Source organism: Halobellus sp. Atlit-38R (assembly GCF_003665925.1).
Lineage (GTDB): Archaea > Halobacteriota > Halobacteria > Halobacteriales > Haloferacaceae > Haloquadratum > Haloquadratum inordinatus.
Genome location: NZ_QXIJ01000005.1, coordinates 194,981 through 213,414 on the forward strand (window position 1 = coordinate 194,981; position 18,434 = coordinate 213,414).

Below are 18,434 nucleotides of genomic sequence, written 5' to 3' on the forward strand. Positions count from 1 at the left end.
TAATAATATTTTCTAGTACGATGAATCCCAGTTGCCGGCAGATTCAACTCTTTGTAAAGCTATCTGAGTCACTCGTACGCACTATTTCAGGTATATCTAACAATATAATATACTATCTAACTATCGAATATATACTGGCCACAGTGCCAGCTAGGAGCGTCGGCACGGCGTGCAAAGTCGTGTTCGATAGGAGGCTCACTCCCAGGCGGTGTCGCTCCGGTCGCCGCTCGTGTCCTCCGCTTTGTAACCCTTATATTGCGCGCAGAAAGTACGGTCCAGTATGACAGGCCGAATCAGGCTTGGTGCCGACGTCGGGGGGACCTTTACCGACGTCGTGCTCGCCACAGGCGAGGATCTCGTGACGGCAAAGGTGCCGAGCACGGCAGACCAGAGCGTGGGGGTGTTACACGGCGTCGAGAAGGCGTGCGAGGACGCCGGGATCGATCCGACGTCGGTCGACGAGTTCACGCACGCGATGACTGTCTCTGTCAACGCGCTCTTAGAGCGCGCCGGGGCGAAGACGGCGCTTGTCACGACCGAGGGCTTCCGAGACGTCCTCGAAATCGGCCGGCAGGACCGCCCGGACCTCTACGACCTCTCCGCGGAGCGGCCGGAGCCGCTCGTCCCCCGCCGGCGCCGCTTCGAGATCCCCGAGCGTTCGACGCCCGAAGGAATCGAAGCCGGCGTCGACGAGGAGGCCGCTCGCGACGTCGCAACAGAGATCCGAGAGTGCGACGCAGAGAGCGTCGCCGTCTCGCTGTTGCACGCCTATGCGGCCCCTCAAAACGAGCAGCGAGTGGTCGAGCTCCTTAAGCAAGAGCTCGACGTTCCGATTTCGGCCTCACACGAAGTACTCGCAGAGTTTCGCGAGTACGAACGAACGTCGACGACGGTCGTCGATGCCTACGTGACGCCGGCAATCGATCGGTACCTCGGTCGGCTCTCCCAGCGCGCCGTCGAGACAGGGCTCCCGGAACCGCTCGTGATGCAGGCCAACGGTGGCATCGCCGCCGTCGAGACGGTTCGGGAACACGCCGTCACGACGACGATGTCGGGCCCCGCAGCGGGCGTCGTCGGCGCGAACGCTGCCGCCGGTGAGGTAGCCGAAGAACGTGGCCGCAACGGGCTCGTCACCTTCGATATGGGTGGCACGTCGAGCGACGTGAGTCTCATTCGCGACGGGGAGGCCGAGCGGACGACCGCCGCCGAGATCAACGGCCAACCGGTCCGCACGCCGATGGTCGACGTGACCACCGTCGGCGCGGGCGGCGGGTCGATCGCGTGGGTCGACAGCGGCGGTGCGCTCCGGGTCGGACCGGAGTCCGCCGGATCGGACCCGGGTCCGGCCTGTTACGGAAACGGCGGAACCGACCCGACGGTCACCGACGCGAACTTCGTCCTCGGATACATCGGCGAGAGCACGGCCCTCGGCGGCGAGCTCGCGCTGGACGCCGACGCCGCATTCGACGTGCTGGCGGACCTCGCCGATGAAGCGGGTCTCGGTGGGCCACTCGACGCCGCGCGCGGCGTCTATCGCGTCGCGAACGCGAATATGGCGCGGGCGATCCGGTCGGCGACGGTCGAACGGGGCCACGACCCGCGAGAGTTCGGCCTCGTCGCGTTCGGCGGCGCAGGGCCGATGCACGCCTGCGCACTCGCCGACGACCTCGACATCGGAACGGTCGTCGTCCCGCCTGCCTGCGGCGTTCTCTCCGCGTACGGACTGCTCGCGGCCGACGAGAAACACGACGCCGTGCGGACCCACCGCGTCGGTCTCGCCGACGTAGATCCCGCGGTCGTCGACGAGCGATACGACGAACTGGAGGGAGACGTGCTCGCAGACGCTCGCGACCCCGACGCGGCGACGGTTCGCCGGCGCGCCGACCTCCGCTACGCCGGACAGAGTTTCGAGCTCACCGTCGACGTGCGGGACCCCTTCGATCCGGATCACGTCGAAGAGCGGTTCCACGAGGCGCACGCCTCGACCTACGGCTACCGGATGGACGAGCCGGTCGACCTCGTCAACCTCCGGGTGTCGGCGACGACGCCCCGACGCGGCCCGGCCACCGCATACGAAGCCGAGGGCGACGCCCATACGGGCGAACGCGAAGCGACGTTCGGCGGAGAACGGACGTACGAGACGCCAGTGTACGATCGCACAGGACTCGAAGTCGGACGGTCGATCGGCGGGCCGGCCGTGATCGAACAGGCCGAAAGCACCGTCGTCGTCCCGCCGATCTGGGACGCCGAAGTGCGCGCGGACGGATCGCTCGTGCTTGTGGAGGAAGATCGATGACCCGAGACGACACACCCAGCGACGATGCAGGTCGCATCAGCACGAAAACGAACGGGAGCAGTGTCGACCCCGTCACGCTCGAAATCCTCCGGAATCAATTGGAAGGCGTCGCCGAGGAGATGGGCGAGGTGCTGATCCGCAGCGCGTACTCGCCGAACATCAAGGAGCGGCAGGACTGCTCGACGGCGATCTTCGACGCGGAGGGCCGGATGGTCTCGCAGGCAGAGCACATCCCGGTCCACCTCGGCGCGATGCCGGAAGCCGTCGAGGCGATCCGGGAGTACGATCCCGAGCCCGGCGACGTCTGGGCGTTGAACGATCCGTTCGAGGGCGGCACGCACTTGCCGGACATCACGCTCGTCTCGCCGCTCGCGCCCGACGTCGATGGGGCCCCTGGCGACGGCGAGGAGACCCTCGGTTACGCGGTATCACGCGCCCATCACGCCGACGTCGGGGGATCGACGCCCGGAAGTATGCCCGCTGGAGCGCGCGAAGTCTACGAGGAAGGGCTTCGTCTCCCTGGCGTCCGTCTCGTCCGCGACGGCGAACTCGTCGACGACGTCTTCGCGATGCTCCTGGCAAACGTCAGGACACCAAGCGAGCGACGGGCCGACATCCGCGCGCAACTCGCCGCGCACGACCGCGCCGAAGAACGCCTCGCCGACCTGCTCGAACGCTCCGGAGAGACCGTGATCGACGCGTTCGGCGCGATCATCGACTATTCGCGAGACCGGATCGAAACCGAACTCGAAGCGATCCCTGACGGCATCTATACGTCCAAAGACGTTCTCGAAGGTGACGGCGTCAGCGACGACGACGTGCCGATCGAAGTGACTGTCACCGTCGATGGGACCAAAATCGACGTCGACTTCGCGGGCACCGCGGAGCAGGTCTCGGGGAACCTCAACGCGCCGCTCGCGGTCGCGAAGAGCGCCGTCTACTTCGTCGTGCGGAGCCTGACCGATCCCGAGATCCCGCCGAATCAGGGCTGTTACGACCCCGTCTCCGTCTCGGCCCCCGTGGGGTCGCTCCTGAACCCCGAATCGCCCGCCGCCGTCGTCGGCGGCAACGTCGAGACCAGCCAGCGCGTCACGGACGTCGTGTTCGCGGCCCTGGCCGAAGCAGTCCCCGAGCGCGCGCCCGCACAGGGCCAGGGAACGATGAACAATCTCATCGTCGGCTCCCGCGAGGGGGCGTTCACCTACTACGAGACGATCGGCGGCGGCGCGGGAGCGACCGCCGAGAGCGACGGCATCGACGGCGCACAGGTGGGGATGACGAACACGCTGAACACGCCGGTGGAAGTGCTCGAAGCGGAGTACCCCCTCACCGTCGAGCGCTACGCGCTCCGGCCGGGAACCGGGGGCGACGGGGAGCACCGCGGAGGCCTCGGTCTCGAACGGGCGCTGACCGTCGAGTGCGACGCCACCGTGTCGCTGCTCACCGAACGCAGGCGCACCCGACCGCGGGGCGTCGCCGGCGGCGCGGACGGCGCGACGGGCGAGAACCTCGTCGACGGCGAAGCGGTGGCCGCGAAGACGACCGTCGACGTGGACGCGGGGACGACAGTCACGATGCGGACGCCCGGCGGGGGCGGCCACGGGTCGCCCGACGACCGCGACCCGGACGCACGGGCGGTCGACCGGCGCGACGGCAAACTCGACGAGTGACCCGGAGCGCGTGGACGCAGAAGGGATAACGCTGAAATCGCTCTGCCGTCTCGGTTCAGACACGAATGGCGCTCACCTATCCGCATTTTCTCATCAACTTCAAGCTCTACGAGGGGACGACAGGAGCTGACGGTCTGGCGTTAGCGAGGACGATCGAGACCGTACAGCGACGGACGGGCACGACGTTCGTCGTCGCGCCACAGACGCCTGACATCTATCGGATCGCTACGGAGACGTCGCTGTCGGTCGTCGCACAGTCCGTCGACGCGCTGGACGCCGGACGGGGGAACGGGAAGATCTCGCTCGACGCAGTCGAGTCGGCGGGGGCCGACGGCGTGCTCGTCAACCACCCCGAGAGCCCGGATTCGTTCGGCGACGTCGCGGCGACGGTGACTCGCTGTGCAGAGCGCGGCCTCGAATCGATCGTCTGCGTCGACAGCGTCGAGATGGGCCGGGCGGCGCTGTCGTTCGATCCGGACTGCCTCCTGTTCGAGAATCCGGCAGACATCGCGAGTGACCGCGCACTCGCGCGAACGGATCCTGCGCGCGTCGAGACGTTCGTCTCGATGGTCGACGCGGAGAGTCCACGGACCCGCGTCCTGCTCGGCGGCGGGATCAGTACCGGAGCAGACGTGAAAGCGAGTCTCGAACACGGCGCGGACGCGGCCGGCGCCGCATCGGCGTTCGTCGGCGCGAGCGACCGAGAAGCGTGGCTCACCGCTGTCGCGGCGGCGCTCGAAGCAGGCGACGAAAGCAGATGAAATCGGTCGACGGGAGCGGGACCGAACGGAATGACATCCCGGCGTATTATAGTAGGGTCTGACGTACTTCGGGAAGATGGACGATACGACGTACGAACTCGTCGTCTTCGACGGCGACGAGACGCTCATCGACGGCGACATCGTCGACGCCCTCGCCGAACACGTGGGCGTGACTGACGAAGTGGCGCGCGTGAAGACAGACGTCTGGGAACACGACCTCGACGCGATGGAGGCGCTCTCCGAACAGATCTTCCCACTCTTCGAGTGCGTCTCGGCGGCGGAACTCGAACGCCTCGTGCAGTCGCTCCAGTTCGCGCCGGGCGCGAAGGCGGTCGCCAGCAACGTCACCTGTCAGACCGCGATTTTCACGGCGCTGACGCCCCTCGCGGACCACATCGCCGACGAACTGGGGTTCGACTGGAAACGCGCGAACGATCCGACCGTCGAGGACAGCGCCCTCACGGGCGAGGTCCGCGGCGACATCATCGACCGCGGCAAAGGCCCCGTACTCGACGACCTCGTCGCGGAACTTGGCATCGATCACGACCGGGTGATCGCCGTCGGCGACGGCCCGCACGACATCCCTCTGTTCGAGCGTGCCGGGTTCTCGATCGCGATGGATCCGGGAGCAGCAGTTCGCGACGTCCCCGACATCGCCACGGACGAGCAGAACTTCTTCGAGATCGTTCCGCACCTCGAAGCGCGAGGCGTACTGGACGTCGAGGGCGTGCAGAGACACGCCGACGGGCCGGTCGACCTTACGGTCGACTGACCCGGTAGCGGCGACGCTGTCGGGGAAGAGAGGAGAGCGCTCTGAGAGAGCAAAAGCGCGTCGAGTAGAGCGACGGACTGTGACCGTTGCAGTCGCTTACAGTCGGTCGAGAATCCGCTCGGCCGTGCTCGACGACGACGTACTCGTCGCGTTCGCGCTCGCCTCGTCGTCCTCGTTCCACGTCGTCTCGGGGCGACTCTGTAGGATGTAGAACCGCTTGTCGTCGCCGTCTTCCTCGATCGCCCACTCGATGTCCTGTGGCTCGTCGTAGTGGCGTTCGATGGCCTTCGCGAGGTCGGTCAGTTTGACGATCTCGTCGGCGGTGACAGAGGGGACGTCCCGCTTGTCGTCGTCGATCTCGACCTCCTCGGTCCCCGCGTCGGTGGGGACCGTCATCACGTCCTTTTGCTTGACGTTGCGGTCGACGATCTTGTAGACGGGTTTGTCGACCAGGAAGCTATCGGGGGTGACTGTCCCGCTCACGACGGCCTCTCCCAGCCCCCAGTTCGCTTCGATCCGAACTTTCGATTGGTCGCCGTTCGCCGGGTTGAGCGTGAACATCACGCCGGAGGTCCGCGCTTCGACCATCTTCTGGATGCCGACGCTGATGAGGACCTCGTCGCGGTCGAATCCGTGCTTCTCGCGGTACGTGATCGCACGCGCGGTGAACAGACTGGCCATACACTCTTTGGTGCGCTGTTTGACCGACTCGAAGTCGGTGACGTTGAGGTAGGTGTCCTGTTGGCCCGCGAAACTGGCGTCGGGCAGGTCCTCGGCGGTCGCGGAGGACCGAACGGCGACCTGCAGGTCGTCAGTACCGGTCTCGGACCGGAGCTTCTGCCACGACGATTCGAGTTCGTCGGCGAGAAAGTCCGGGAAGTCTGCGCTCTCGATGTGGTCGCGAATATCCTCGCTCGCCGCGGCGACAGCGTTGTCGTCGTCGATATCCACGGTGGACAGTCGCTCGCTGATGTACTCGCCGAGCGATTGCTCTTCGATGAAGGCCTCGTAGAAATCCGTCGTGACGGCGAAGCCCGGTGGGACCTGAACCTCCTCGCCCGCCTCCATCAGTTCGCCCAGCGAGGCGTTCTTCCCGCCGACGAGACCGATGTTCGATTTGGTGCAGTCCGGAGACTCGAAGTGCAGTGTGTACGTTGGGTCAGCCATATTTTTGTAATTAGTGATGGTCTATTTAGGGGTTACTCTGCCTTCTCGAGGATCTCTACCTCGCCCGTCTCACCGTCGAGGCGGACCAGATCGCCAGTCTCGATGACCGAGGTGGCGTGACCGGTGCCGGTGACCGCGGGGAGACCGTACTCGCGGCACACGATGGCAGCGTGGCTCGTGATGCCGCCGTCGTCGGTCACGGCACCCGCCGCGCGGGGGAAGATAGGGGCCCACGCCGGGTTCGTGAGCGGCGCGACGAGCACCTCCCCCTCCTCGAGTTTGTCGATGTCGCTGGAATCGTTGATCACGCGGGCCGGTCCCTCGACTTGGCCGGACGACGACCCGAACCCTTCGAGGTTCGTTTCGTCACCCGCATCCGACTCGATGTCGAGCCAGTTTTCGACCTTCTCGGTGGTGATGCCCCACAGCATCTGCATCAGCGGGTCGGTGACCTCCTCCGGCGGTTCGCCGAGTGCGGGTGAGGGGTCCCACTCCTTGGCGGCCTCGAACATCTGTCGGCGCTCCTCGGCGCGGTCCTGCCAGCGCTCGGAGACGAACGCGCCCTTCCCGAGCGCCCACGTCTCGCAGGCCTCTTCGAGGAGTTCCGCGACCTCGAAGCGATTGAAGAGGAAGATGTCCGCTTCGTCTTCCAGCAGTCCGTGGTTGACGAGCAACTGACCGAACTCCCGCATCTTGCGGAAGATGATGGTGTGCAGCCAGTTCTCGATCCAGAACTGGTGGTTCTCGGCGTACTCGTAAACTGTCATACACGTTTCGTAGGCGTGGTCGAACTCCTCGCGTTCTTCGGGGTCCAGGTACCGGCGGTACTCGTCGACGATTTCGTCGCGCTCGTCCTGTAACCCCTCGAAGTCGCGGCCCAGTTCCTCGCCGGACTGCAGGCGGTCGATCTTGGATTCGAGGTGGTCGAAGGGCGCTTTGAAGTCCTCGATCCACGAGCCCTTGTAGCTGTGGAAGCCGTCGCCGTAGGTCATATAGAACCACGGATCTTTGACCTCGTCGAATCGGTTCATAAACTCGCTTCCAGCCTCGGTCTCGCGGAGGCGCTCCATCTTCTCGTCGGGCGAGGCGTCGGACGTCAGAACGTCGGTGACGTCGTCGCCGAGTTCCACGGCGAGTTCGGCCAGCTCGTTCAGTTCCTGGTCCGGACGGAACACGTCGGCTTCGACGGCCGAGACCATCTTCCCGATGGCGTCGTCGGAGATGTCGGGGAACAGTTCGCGGCTCGTCTCGGTGAACTGCATATACGCGAGATACGCGAGATAAAGGAACTCGAAGTGCCGCTGCCAGCCTTCGAGCGCGAGTTCGGTGAGTCGGTTGTAGTTCCGGATGACGTCGAGGGTCGATTGACTCTGGCCTTTGGCTTCAGTGATAACGTCGTCAGGGACGTATTCGGGGAGCTCCGCAGGGACGTCGAGGGAGTCGATCTCGTTGCCGATTTCCTTGACGGCGGGGAGCCAGATACCGTTGTACAGGGCGTCGTAATTCTCGTAGTAGTACTCGCTGCGCTCTGCGAAGATCTGGGCGCGTTCCTGCAGGAGCTCCTCGTCTTCGACGTTGATCCCGGTGAAGTACGCGTAGCCAGCGACGACGCGGATGTCGACCGACATCGACGGCGGGATCGCGAACACCCGGCTCGTGTTCTGTGCCATCGCGATCTGCCACGCCTGCGCGCTGATCGTCATATCCCACGGCATCACTGGTTCGGTGGTGTCCTTCTTGTCCCAGAACCAGAACCGGTCCCGCTCGTAGTCGGTCCGGTCGTCGGTGAGCTCGAACTGGAAGTACTCGGGGTACATCTCCTCCCATCCGTTCAGTTCTTCGGGAAGTTCTAGTTCACCGGCGTGTGGAAACCGTTCGCGGGACTCTACTGTGCTACTGGGGTCTTCTCTCGCAGTTGCGGGTGCGCCCTGATCTGATCCCATGGGAATAGACAGCGTGACACAGCTATTTATAATTAACGAAGGTTCATTTGATATTGTAATCTATTTCTCGTAGTGCGGGATCTATTGTATCCCAAAAATGGGATCCGAAGAAGAATACAGTTGTAGAAAGGAGTAGATTGATTACACCATAATTACGATGTATTTCTATGCAAGTCGGACTCATCAGCGACGTACACGCCAATCGACCGGCCCTCGACGCCGTTCTCGAAGATATGCCCGACGTCGACGCGGTCGTGCACGCGGGCGACGTGGTCGGATACGGGCCGTTCCCCAGCGAGGTCATCGAGATATTCAGAGAGAACGACATCGTCTCGATCCAGGGGAACCACGACCGCGGGGTGCTGGGGGACTTCCACGACAACTTCCACGAGATTCCGAAGTCGGCCGCGCTCTGGACGACCGAACAGTTGACCGACGACGAACTCGGATACATCGAGTCGCTCCCGGTCGAGCGCGAGCTGTACGACGGACGGGTCAAAGTGGCTCACGGTGCCCCCGACAAGCCGAACACCTACACCTATCCCGAGGATTTCAGTCCCGACCTCCTCGAGGAAGAATCCGTGCTCGTCATCGGCCACACCCACATTCAGGCGAAATCCGAATTCGACGAAGGCGTCGTCGTCAATCCGGGAAGCGTTGGGCTCCCACGCGACGGCGACTGGCGCGCGGCGTACGCCGTCCTCGACGTGGAGGCGGGAACCGTCGATCTCCACCGCGTCGAGTATCCTAAAACGGAGACGCAAGAGAAAATCGACGAATATGGCCTCCCCGAGGTCCTGATCGATGGCCTCGAAAACGGCGAGTTGGTGTTCGGTCGGGCGAAGCGCTCGGTCAACGACTCCGTCGAATAACCCTCCGCGCTCTTTCTTCGAGCGATCCTCGACGCACCAGAACCCTCAGAACGGATAGTCCCGCGGCTGGTGCTGGATCGACGTCCACTTCGTCTCGGTGAGTTCCTCGATGATCCACTCGCCGTTGTAGCGGCCCATCCCGGAGGCTTTCGTCCCGCCGAACGGGACGTGCGGCTCGTTGTTGATCGGCTGATCGTTGATGTGGACCATCCCGGCGTCGATCCGATCAGCGACGTCGCGGGCGCGTGAGATCCGCTCGGAGTGGACCGACGCCGAGAGGCCGTACTCGGTGTCGTTCGCGAGTGCGACCGCCTCGTCGTCGTCGCTGAACGGGACGACCGGCGCGACGGGGCCGAAGTGTTCGTTACACGCCGCGGCCATATCGTTCTCCATATCCGAGAGGACGGTGGGTTCGACCAGCAGTCCCTCTGCGCTGCCGCCGAGTTCGAGCGTCGCACCCTGCTCGACGGACTGCTCGACGTAGGCGAGGATGTCGTCGCGCTCGGCATCGTTGATGATCGGGCCGACGATCGTATCCGCCTCCAGTGGGTCGCCGACCTTCAGTTCGGCCGCGCGTTCGACCAACCGCTCGACGTACTCGTCGTAGATGTCCTCGTGGACGAGGTGACGGTTGATCGAGATGCAGATCTGTCCCTGGTGCATAAACGAGCCGAAAATGCCCGCGTCGACGGCACGCTCGACGTCCGCGTCTTCAAGCACGACGTGAGGGTTGTTGCCGCCGAGTTCCATTGCGGGGAGCGCGAACGCTCCGGCCGCGTTGCGCGCGACGCGGCGGCCGACCGAGGTAGACCCCGTGAACGCTACCGCCGACATCTCAGGATGGGAGGCGACCCGGTCGCCGATCTCCGAGCCGTGACCGGTGACGACGTTCAGGACGCCCTCGGGGAGCCCAGCGGCCTCGAACAGCCGTGCGATGAGGAGACCGCCGGTAATGGGCGTCTCGGTGGCGGGCTTGAGCACGACGCTGTTCCCGAGCGCGATCGCCGGCGCGACCGCGCGCAGCGAGAGCTGGAACGGGAAGTTCCACGGCGAGATGACACTGACGACGCCGACGGGTTCGCGCTTGACGATGTTCTCTTTCCCCGCGACCTTCGATTGGCTGTGACTGCCCGTCATCCGGAAGGGGTAGGTCGCGACGTCGTGCATCATCTCGCCCGTCGAGGTGAACTCTCGGGAGGCTTTCGGGCGTGCGCTCCCGGACTCGATCGCCAGTAGCTCTGTCAGTTCCTCGTGGTAGGTCTCGATGAGGTGTTGGACGTCGCGGATGATCTCACCGCGTTCCTGGGGGAGCACCTCTCTCCACTCCTCTTGGGCCCGCGCGGCTGTCTCGAACGCCTCGTCGACATCGGCGACGGTACCAGCGGGGACTTCGCTCACGACATCGCGAGTAGCGGGATTCTCCACGGGAATCGTCTCGTCCCCTGCTGCGGATCGCCACTCGCCGTCGATGAACAGGCCGTTCCAGTCCGCGTCGATCGAGAAGTCGCTCGCCTCTACCTGTGCTGTCTGTGGTGACTGCTGTGTCATTGTCTCGGTGAATGTGCTGTCGTTTCGGTGTCTGTCCGTACTGCGTCGACGCCCCGAGGGCCGCGCGACGAGTGTCGGCGGCCCCAGGGTCGTCAGTGTGCGTGGTCCCGAGGTCGTCAGTGCGGGCGGTCACGCGATCCTCAGTGCGCGTGACCACCGGGGCCGTGCGGCGTTTCGAGGAACTCCGAGAAGATGCTCGTGTCCTGTGCGGCGAGGCCTTCGAGCCCCTCGGCGTCGACGCGGATACTGAAGTGCTTCTTCGGCGCTTCGATGACGAGCCGGTCGCCATCCGGCGACACGACGCTGCGGACGACGATGTCCGCGTACTCGTTACTCAGCGTGAACTCGCAGTCGACCGCGTCGTCGGCGTCCGACTCCGGTTCCGACCGAGCCGCGAGGTCGTACTCGTACCCGAGGAAATCCGAGAAGACGTCCAGGTCCTGCCACGAGAGGCTCTCCAAGCCGAGCGCGTCCGCCCGAAGCACCTCGTCGCCGGCGCGGACCTCCAGCCGTTCGCCCTTCGGCGTCTTGATCTGCCGGACGGTCACCGCCGCGTCGTCGCCGCGGATCTCGGTCTCCTCGGCAATCTCGAGGTGGGGCGCTGATTCAGTTGCGTCCGTCATAGGAATATCGAGACGTTGTCAGTGCTCAGGACCGTCTGATCCAGTCGGATCTCTCGGTCTGCGATCTCGAATGTGTCCCCGCGTCGCCGGAGGACGTCCTCGCGCCGCGCTGAGAAGAACGTGTGTTTCTCACTGTCCCCGCGGCTCAGGTACACGAGGAGGTTAGCCTCGACGAACAGTTCGTCCTCGGCGAGTGCCTCGTCGTCCCGGGTGACGCGCACGTTGGTGACGTAGCGGCGTGTCCGGGTGGGCGGGCGTTCTGCCCAGGCGTACTCGGAGTCGAAGCGCTCGACGCGGGCCTTCAGCGAGCCGTAGTCCTCGTTGAAGTAGTACCCTCGTTCGCTGAACACGCTGGCAGTGTTCTCGCGCATCAGCCGCCGTGGCATCCGGTAGTTGATGTCGTCGGCGACGTGGTCGAACCACTCGTGGAGTTCGCGGTTGTCGAGCAGTTCCGCCTCGTAGTAGAGGAACTGCTCGACCTCCCGTTCGACGAGGAGGGATTCCAGCTGCTCTTCACGTTCGGCCAACATCACTGGTCCTCCTGCACGTTCATCGGCGTACCCGTGGCGTCGGTTCGATCGTTGCCCGCGAGCATCTCGTACCACTGCTCGTGGAACAGGCGCATCCCGCCCTCTTCGAGGTTCTCCGAGTAGGCGAAGCCGGGGCCGAGCCACTCGTCGTCGAGTTCCATCTCGCTCATCCACTCGAGGCCCATCTGGTAGTTCAACTGGAGGTTCTGACTGCTGGCGAACTGCCCGTTGGCGGATTCAGTGATGCCCTTCCAGATCGGCACGTCGTCCTGTTCGAAGTTCCCGGTCGGCCCGAAGTTCGAGGTGTACATCTTGTACATCCGTTCTTTGAACTCCTCGGGCGCGTTCTTCGGGGCCAGCCCCCAACTCCACAGTTCCATCTTGTCGGGACCGAGCGGTCGCCACTTCCGGATGGTGAAGAACGGCGCGACGTCTTTCTCGGGGTCGTCTGTGGTGTCGCCGAAGTGAAGGAAGCCGAAGTTCGGGAAGATCGCACCGGTGAACGAGAGCGCCTGCCGAGCCAGTTTCCACTGGGCGTCCGAGAGATCCTCCTTCGTGAACAGGTCCTCGACGACCTCCTCGGGGTAGGTGAGGAAGACGTCTTCATCCTCGAACCCGCGCATACTCGTCGTGTGGCCGTCACAGTGGATGTGTCGGTCGAGGCTGTCGCCGGTTCCAGCGTGGCCGACTGTCTCCTCGCCGCCGAGTTCCAGATCGAGGACCGAGCCGTGTGCCCACGCGGTGTGGTAGCTGTCGCCGTTGAAGTTGTCCGCGATCGTCTTCCAGTTGGCGTCGATGACCCAGCGGTGCGGTTCGCCGATGACCTCCATACCGCCCTCGGGAAGCTTCATATGGACGTCGAAGTACCACTTGAAGTCGCCGAGCCACTCCTCGAACGACAGTCCCTCTTCGGCGAGCGAGGCGAAGACGAGCCCCTCGTAGGTTTCGAGTCGGGGGACGTGCGCCAGGCCGTACTCCTCTCGATCGAGGTTCTTGAACGCCTTCGATTTCTGCGGGATGCCAGCCGCGTCGCCGTCGTTCTTGTACGTCCAGCCGTGATACGGACACCGGAAGTGCGAGGTGTTCCCCTGTTCGGCACGGCAGACCTGCGCGCCGCGGTGGCGACAGCTGTCGAACAGCAGATTCACCTCGCCGCTCTCGTCGCGGACGAAGATGAACGCGTCGTCGCCGATGTAGCGGCGGGCGTAATCGCCCGGCTCCGGAATCTCCGATTCGTGACCGATGAACACCCACGCCTGCCCGAAGATGCGCTCCATCTCGAGGTCGTGGAGGTTCTCGTCGTGGAAGAACTCGAGCGGGAAGAACCCCTCATCGAGCGAGTCGCGAGCGTCCTGCAGCGCTTGTTCCGTCGCGCTGGGTTTGTCACCTGCTGCCATACTTATACGTCGACTTCAGAGTATAGATACTTAAATATTCCGAATATAGGAGTATTTGTAATTTGAAAGTGGCTCAATTTGCTTGATTGTATTCTGCTAAGGCAAAATTATATTACGCTGTCTTCTGTAGGGTCGAGCGAATGAGTCAGTCCACATCGAATCGGTGCTCCAGTACGTCAGGGTCGCGAGACAACGTCGCACGACTCGCGGACACGGCGTCGCGCGATCGCGTACGCAGTGATATCGATGCGTGAGATCGAAGCGGCAGTCGTCCGCGGACCCGAAGAACACGCCGTCGAGTCAGTGACGCTCGACGATCCAGAACCGGGCGAGGTACTGGTGGACGTGCGCGCGACGGGCGTGTGTCACACCGATTATCACGCCTACACGAGTGAGGACATCGACGTCCCGGTCGTGCTGGGCCACGAAGGCGCGGGCGTCGTCGAGTCCGTCGGCGACGGCGTCTCGAATGTCGAGCCGGGCGACCACGTCGTGCTCTGGGTGCTGCCATCCTGCGGCGACTGCGAGTACTGCCGGAGCGGCCGGCCGTATCTCTGCCAGGCCCGACGCGAGACCCGGGGGCAGATGATGGACGGGACCCATCGCCTCAGTCAGAACGGCGAGCCGATCAACCACTTCTACGCCCAGTCGTCGTTCGCGAGTATGGCAGTCGTCCCCGAGCGGCAGGTGGTTCCCGTCGCCGACGACGTCCCGTTCGAGATCGGGGCGCTGCTCGGTTGCGGCGTCACGACCGGCCTCGGGGCCGTCTCGAACATCACCGACGTCGACGGCGGTGAGACAGTCGCCGTATTCGGCTGTGGCGGCGTCGGCGCTGGGGCCGTCCTCGCGGCCAACGCCGTCAGCGCGGGCACGATCGTTGCCGTCGACCTCGATGCCGACACGCTCGACACGATGGCGGAAATCGGCGCGACACATCCCGTGAACGCCGGCGAGGAAGATCCCGTCGAACGGATCGAAGAGCTCACCGGCGGCGTCGACTACGCCTTCGAGTGCATCGGTGCTCCCCAGACCGTCCAGCAGGCCATCGCGTCGCTGAAACCGGGCGGCACGGCGGCAATCACCGGGACGAGCAACACGCCCCCCGCCGAAATCGACCTCGGGCGGTTCACGAAGGGGATCTCAGTGGTCGGTAACATCGTCGGCTTCACACAGCCGCGAGTAGACATCCCGCGGTACGTCAGGATGTATCAGAACGGCGATCTCGACCTCGACGCGATCCTCACGCGCCGCTACGAACTGGAGGAACTGGACGAGGCGTTCGCCGCGCTCGACGCGGGCGAAGTGATCCGGAGCGTCGTTCAGTTCGAAAAGGGGGCGTAATACTGTCGGAAATTAGAAATTTCACGGCATCCACGGATGTCGCACTGCTTCAGCGGCATCTGTCCGAAGCACGGACGTCTGTCCGACAGTCTGAAGACGTCACAGCGACGCCCACAGTCCGGACGACGGGAAACTTCTCGCAGCCCTTTTGAAGGCTGCCCGAAAAGAGTCGGAAAACACGATGACCAATGACACACTGGCCGAAATCGGCCCCCGAGATCTCATACTTCTGCAGGCACGCATCGCGAATCCGACCGCGTCGAGTCGCGAACTCAGCGAGATCCTCAAAGAGGAGTACGGCATCTCACTGTCGCACAACCACGTGAACACGCTGCTTCGGGAGATGGAGACCGAAGGACTCTTCAGGAAAACCGTCGTCCCGCGACGGACGCTGTTCAAGCACTACGTGTTCCGAATCGCCTTCCATTACCCGAACTTCAGAGACCACTGGGAGGACTGTTACGACACCCTCGTCGAGGACCCGCACGTGTTGATGTTTTTCAACGCGGATCACAAGTACCGCTGGCAGCTCATCACCCAGTTCCGAAGCACCGAGCAGATGGACGAGTGGGTGACAGCGTTTTTCGAAGACCACGGCGAGGTGATCGACGAATTCGAGACGACGTCCGTCCACAACCTCCACAAGTTCAAAACTGACGCGGCCATCTTCGACGATCTGATCACCGAAACCGAGGAGGGACAAGAATACTTGGAACGGCGAGGCGATCTCGGGCCTGATGCCGAGACCGACGCCGCGGAGAACGGCGCTACAGAGATAGAGTAATTCGGTCGGGAAATTGGTCCTATTTTTGAGTGTTTAGACCATTATAAATTATATTTTATCTTCTGCTGAGCGACAGCGGTCTCTCTTCGAAATCCGGAATAAGACGTGGAGCGCGCTGTAGGACTAGCACGAAAAGACGTTATCAGGGTTTCAGCGCCTGTTTTTGCATAGTTCACTAGGGACGACAAAAGGGGTTCCGAGATAGCTAGACGTTAGATGCGGATTAGAGATCCAAAGAATAGTAAATGAGATATGAATGATTGAGTTCTTATATTTATTTTATCGAAGAGCGATTTCGGGCAGCGAGTCGGCGGACGTCGGCCTACGATTCGCTCCGTCGTCGCGGCCGGTGGCCGAGCGCGGTTTCGACCGCCGCGACGCGGTCGTCGATGTGTTGCTCTCGGCCGCGCTGTTCGTCGATCTCGAGTGAGGTGATCACTCGATCACCGTCGGCAGCGGCGTGGGCGGCTTGCACCGCCGCAAACAGTTCTTCGACGGAGTCGGCTTCGATGATCGTATCAGTCGCCGTGGTTTCGTAGCTCACGTCGTACTCTTCGAGCGTCTCGATCGCACGTGCGATGGTGGACGACATACTTCCTTCGTGGATCGGGATTACCTCGAGGCGGGCGATAGCTGTCATAGCTGTTGTATCTCCAAAGACCGGCCGCCCGTGGACAAACACGGGGCCAGCCGGTGAGTGCTACCACGAGCACGCAGAAAAAGGTACACGCTGAGAGGAGGTACTATCTTGGTACTGCCCCGTGATGTAGGAGTCGTATGTCGGGGAAGTGTCCCTACTGTGAAGAAGAGATTGCGCCCGTGAGCGGCGGCGAGCCGCAGGATCACTCCGGAATTGCCACTGTCTGGATCTGCCCGATCTGTGAGAAGATCCTCGGGATCACGGAGTGGATGGATTGATATGGGCTCGTGTTTACTGAGTAATATGTTTGGTCACGTCCAGACACGTGATCGAATGGACCGTCGAGCCCAAACACCACGCACCGCTGATTCGAAGCACCAGAACCCCCCACGGAGCGAAGACAAATGTCACGAGAGAGCCCGTCAGTAACGTTCGATCGAGTGAGCGAAATCAACGGCGACGCGCCGACGCTCATCGAAGGATTACCCGGTCACGGATTGGTTGCCGCCATCACAGTCGACGTCATCACGAGACAGTTGTCACTCGAACACCACGGGAACATCGTCTCGGAAGATTTTCCGCCCGTAACGTCGTTCAAAGACGGTCGTGTGCGAGATCTCGTCCGGGTGTACGCCCGCGACGATCCAGCCGTAATGACGCTGCAAAGCGACGTCGCACTGCCCGGACAGGCGTTCAAAGCGCTCAGTCAGTGCATCCTCGACGACCTCGCCCAGGAGTTCGAGCGAGCGGTCTTCCTCGCGGGAGCGCCGGCGGAGAGCGAAGACCAGATCGGCAACGTCGTCGGCGTCGGGACCACAGAAACGATCGAATCGCAGCTTCGCGACGCCGGGATCCAACCGGCTGATGGGCCCGGGTTGATTGGCGGGATCACCGGGGCACTCGTCTCGAAGTGCCACCACGCCGACGTTCCCGCGGCAGTGCTGGTGGTGAAGGCGAATCCGTACTTGCCTGATCCAGCCGCCGCGCGCTCTGTCATCGAAAACGCCCTCGAACCGCTGGTCGACTTCGACATCGACACGACTGAACTCGAAGAGCAAGCCGACCAGATCAGACAGCAGATGGAACAGATCGCACAGCACTACCGGCAGATGACCGAGGCCCAGCAACAACAGGAATCCGAGGAACCCCCAGGTGTGACGATGTATCAGTAGCGACGACGCACCGACGGAGCGAACCCACGCGACTCGCGAATCCGACGAAGTAGTCCGATGATCTCATAACGCCTTCGCACGCCGAATACGTTGCCACTCGCTTTTCACTCTCTGGGGGCCCGTAGTGATCTCATAACAAATAGTACTAACAGACGTACAATTGTTATGTTAATTGCTTCCTGACCGGTGGTAGCAGCTTTTTACTCCGTGAGACAACGTCGGGTTTCTCCCACAGATAGCGGAGGACTGGGGAGAGCAGTCATTCGGAATCGAGGGCGAGAGACGGGTGGGTCACGAGGGGCGCGTGCAGAACGGCGGCGTGCCGCGAAAACGTGCAGCCACAGATACAATTATACAACAGGCATCCGATATCTCCGGTGGAGGACAATGCCAGTAGTAGACGTCGCTCGGACAGGAGTAATGACAGCGCAGCGAGACCAATCCGCAGGGAACCTCGCGACCGTGATGAAAGAAGAGAACGTCGGGAGCGTGATCATCGAAGAGGACGATCGTCCAGTCGGAATCGTCACCGATCGCGACCTCGTCGTCGAGGTCCTCGAACCCCGAGCCGATCCGACGACAGTGACAGCGGCCGACGTGATGACCGAGACGCCAGTTACGGTCGATACCGACGCCGGCGTCTTCGAGGCGATCAGACAGATGCACGAACACTCGGTTCGTCGGATGCCCGTCACCGAGACCGATGGCAATCTGGCGGGGATCGTGACGCTGGACGATCTGTTGATCCTGCTCTCTGACGAACTGGACAACCTGGCCGGCGTCATCGAAACCGAATCGCCCCCCTACTGAACGACAGCCCCGATTGGGCGACCGGCGTCGAAAACGACCGAGGCCGTCGTCAATCGAGTGCCATCGAGATCCGGGGGGCACCGCGAGAGTACGGTCGCCCCACAGTGC

17 protein-coding genes are annotated in these 18,434 nt (G+C 63.1%); 10 read left to right on the forward strand and 7 right to left on the reverse strand.

Annotated features, from left to right (window positions below; all coding sequences use genetic code 11):
• The first annotated feature begins 280 nt into the window (after positions 1-280).
• The 4 genes from D3D02_RS09265 to D3D02_RS09280 all read left to right on the forward strand — a co-directional run bounded on the left by D3D02_RS09265 (position 281) and on the right by D3D02_RS09280 (position 5,499).
• Complete coding sequence (locus tag D3D02_RS09265; protein ID WP_121569697.1) at positions 281-2,296, forward strand: hydantoinase/oxoprolinase family protein; 2,016 nt, start codon at positions 281-283, stop codon at positions 2,294-2,296.
• A complete protein-coding gene (locus D3D02_RS09270; RefSeq protein ID WP_121569698.1) occupies positions 2,293-3,966 on the forward strand; it encodes a hydantoinase B/oxoprolinase family protein in 1,674 nt (557 codons plus the stop codon). The genes D3D02_RS09265 and D3D02_RS09270 overlap by 4 nt, the downstream gene beginning before the upstream one ends.
• A gap of 65 nt (positions 3,967-4,031) precedes the next feature.
• Positions 4,032-4,727, forward strand: coding sequence for a triose-phosphate isomerase (locus D3D02_RS09275; RefSeq protein WP_121569699.1), 696 nt, complete (start codon positions 4,032-4,034; stop codon positions 4,725-4,727).
• A gap of 76 nt (positions 4,728-4,803) precedes the next feature.
• Entirely contained in the window at positions 4,804-5,499 is a 696-nt protein-coding gene (locus D3D02_RS09280; RefSeq protein ID WP_121569700.1) for an HAD-IB family phosphatase, read from the forward strand.
• A gap of 96 nt (positions 5,500-5,595) precedes the next feature.
• Here the strand turns inward: D3D02_RS09280 and D3D02_RS09285 are convergent, their stop codons facing one another.
• Positions 5,596-6,666 carry a PEP/pyruvate-binding domain-containing protein gene (locus D3D02_RS09285; protein WP_121569701.1) on the reverse strand — a complete coding sequence of 357 codons (1,071 nt, stop codon included), beginning with the start codon at positions 6,664-6,666 and terminating at the stop codon, positions 5,596-5,598.
• Between the two features lie 32 nt (positions 6,667-6,698).
• Positions 6,699-8,609 carry a PEP-utilizing enzyme gene (locus tag D3D02_RS09290; protein WP_121569702.1) on the reverse strand — a complete coding sequence of 637 codons (1,911 nt, stop codon included), beginning with the start codon at positions 8,607-8,609 and terminating at the stop codon, positions 6,699-6,701.
• A 167-nt stretch (positions 8,610-8,776) separates the two neighbouring features.
• Here D3D02_RS09290 and D3D02_RS09295 point away from each other — a divergent pair, with 167 nt between their 5' ends.
• A complete protein-coding gene (locus D3D02_RS09295) occupies positions 8,777-9,481 on the forward strand; it encodes a metallophosphoesterase (protein ID WP_121569703.1) in 705 nt (234 codons plus the stop codon).
• 45 nt (positions 9,482-9,526) lie between these two features.
• On the opposite strand, the gene D3D02_RS09300 is transcribed toward D3D02_RS09295, so the two are convergent.
• From D3D02_RS09300 to D3D02_RS09315, 4 genes are all read right to left on the reverse strand, one after another.
• A complete protein-coding gene (locus D3D02_RS09300; RefSeq protein WP_121569704.1) occupies positions 9,527-11,029 on the reverse strand; it encodes an aldehyde dehydrogenase family protein in 1,503 nt (500 codons plus the stop codon).
• 140 nt (positions 11,030-11,169) lie between these two features.
• A complete protein-coding gene (locus D3D02_RS09305; protein ID WP_121569705.1) occupies positions 11,170-11,652 on the reverse strand; it encodes a hypothetical protein in 483 nt (160 codons plus the stop codon).
• Complete coding sequence (locus tag D3D02_RS09310; protein ID WP_121569706.1) at positions 11,649-12,182, reverse strand: 3-phenylpropionate/cinnamic acid dioxygenase subunit beta; 534 nt, start codon at positions 12,180-12,182, stop codon at positions 11,649-11,651. Before D3D02_RS09310 ends, D3D02_RS09305 begins: the two co-directional genes overlap by 4 nt.
• Positions 12,182-13,579: an aromatic ring-hydroxylating dioxygenase subunit alpha gene (locus D3D02_RS09315; protein ID WP_121569707.1), complete on the reverse strand. Its 1,398-nt coding sequence runs from the start codon at positions 13,577-13,579 to the stop codon at positions 12,182-12,184. Before D3D02_RS09315 ends, D3D02_RS09310 begins: the two co-directional genes overlap by 1 nt.
• A gap of 246 nt (positions 13,580-13,825) precedes the next feature.
• Here D3D02_RS09315 and D3D02_RS09320 point away from each other — a divergent pair, with 246 nt between their 5' ends.
• On the forward strand, positions 13,826-14,920 hold the full coding sequence (locus D3D02_RS09320) for an alcohol dehydrogenase catalytic domain-containing protein (RefSeq protein ID WP_121569708.1): 1,095 nt from the start codon (positions 13,826-13,828) through the stop codon (positions 14,918-14,920).
• A gap of 181 nt (positions 14,921-15,101) precedes the next feature.
• The gene (locus tag D3D02_RS09325) at positions 15,102-15,704 is read left to right on the forward strand and encodes a helix-turn-helix domain-containing protein (protein WP_121569709.1); all 603 of its coding nucleotides are present in this window, start codon (positions 15,102-15,104) and stop codon (positions 15,702-15,704) included.
• 322 nt (positions 15,705-16,026) lie between these two features.
• On the opposite strand, the gene D3D02_RS09330 is transcribed toward D3D02_RS09325, so the two are convergent.
• Positions 16,027-16,344, reverse strand: coding sequence for an MTH1187 family thiamine-binding protein (locus D3D02_RS09330; RefSeq protein WP_121569710.1), 318 nt, complete (start codon positions 16,342-16,344; stop codon positions 16,027-16,029).
• A gap of 137 nt (positions 16,345-16,481) precedes the next feature.
• On the opposite strand from D3D02_RS09330, the gene D3D02_RS20620 reads away from it, so the two are divergent.
• The 3 genes from D3D02_RS20620 (at position 16,482) to D3D02_RS09340 (ending at position 18,326) form a co-directional block, all read left to right on the forward strand.
• Positions 16,482-16,622, forward strand: a complete 141-nt coding sequence (locus D3D02_RS20620) for a hypothetical protein (protein WP_158599341.1) — start codon at positions 16,482-16,484, stop codon at positions 16,620-16,622.
• 126 nt (positions 16,623-16,748) lie between these two features.
• Positions 16,749-17,516 carry a proteasome assembly chaperone family protein gene (locus D3D02_RS09335; protein WP_121569711.1) on the forward strand — a complete coding sequence of 256 codons (768 nt, stop codon included), beginning with the start codon at positions 16,749-16,751 and terminating at the stop codon, positions 17,514-17,516.
• Between the two features lie 387 nt (positions 17,517-17,903).
• Positions 17,904-18,326 carry a CBS domain-containing protein gene (locus tag D3D02_RS09340; protein ID WP_121569712.1) on the forward strand — a complete coding sequence of 141 codons (423 nt, stop codon included), beginning with the start codon at positions 17,904-17,906 and terminating at the stop codon, positions 18,324-18,326.
• The last annotated feature ends 108 nt before the right edge of the window (positions 18,327-18,434 follow it).

Coding starts and splice junctions, on each gene's coding strand:
- D3D02_RS09265 (WP_121569697.1), top strand. CDS start 281: ATGACAGGCCGAATCAGGCTTGGTGCCGACGTCGGGGGGACCTTTACC.
- D3D02_RS09340 (WP_121569712.1), top strand. CDS start 17,904: ATGCCAGTAGTAGACGTCGCTCGGACAGGAGTAATGACAGCGCAGCGA.
- D3D02_RS09320 (WP_121569708.1), top strand. CDS start 13,826: ATGCGTGAGATCGAAGCGGCAGTCGTCCGCGGACCCGAAGAACACGCC.
- D3D02_RS09285 (WP_121569701.1), bottom strand. CDS start 6,666: ATGGCTGACCCAACGTACACACTGCACTTCGAGTCTCCGGACTGCACC.
- D3D02_RS09325 (WP_121569709.1), top strand. CDS start 15,102: ATGACCAATGACACACTGGCCGAAATCGGCCCCCGAGATCTCATACTT.
- D3D02_RS09310 (WP_121569706.1), bottom strand. CDS start 12,182: ATGTTGGCCGAACGTGAAGAGCAGCTGGAATCCCTCCTCGTCGAACGG.
- D3D02_RS09280 (WP_121569700.1), top strand. CDS start 4,804: ATGGACGATACGACGTACGAACTCGTCGTCTTCGACGGCGACGAGACG.
- D3D02_RS09300 (WP_121569704.1), bottom strand. CDS start 11,029: ATGACACAGCAGTCACCACAGACAGCACAGGTAGAGGCGAGCGACTTC.
- D3D02_RS20620 (WP_158599341.1), top strand. CDS start 16,482: ATGTCGGGGAAGTGTCCCTACTGTGAAGAAGAGATTGCGCCCGTGAGC.
- D3D02_RS09330 (WP_121569710.1), bottom strand. CDS start 16,344: ATGACAGCTATCGCCCGCCTCGAGGTAATCCCGATCCACGAAGGAAGT.
- D3D02_RS09275 (WP_121569699.1), top strand. CDS start 4,032: ATGGCGCTCACCTATCCGCATTTTCTCATCAACTTCAAGCTCTACGAG.
- D3D02_RS09305 (WP_121569705.1), bottom strand. CDS start 11,652: ATGACGGACGCAACTGAATCAGCGCCCCACCTCGAGATTGCCGAGGAG.
- D3D02_RS09335 (WP_121569711.1), top strand. CDS start 16,749: ATGTCACGAGAGAGCCCGTCAGTAACGTTCGATCGAGTGAGCGAAATC.
- D3D02_RS09295 (WP_121569703.1), top strand. CDS start 8,777: ATGCAAGTCGGACTCATCAGCGACGTACACGCCAATCGACCGGCCCTC.
- D3D02_RS09290 (WP_121569702.1), bottom strand. CDS start 8,609: ATGGGATCAGATCAGGGCGCACCCGCAACTGCGAGAGAAGACCCCAGT.
- D3D02_RS09270 (WP_121569698.1), top strand. CDS start 2,293: ATGACCCGAGACGACACACCCAGCGACGATGCAGGTCGCATCAGCACG.
- D3D02_RS09315 (WP_121569707.1), bottom strand. CDS start 13,579: ATGGCAGCAGGTGACAAACCCAGCGCGACGGAACAAGCGCTGCAGGAC.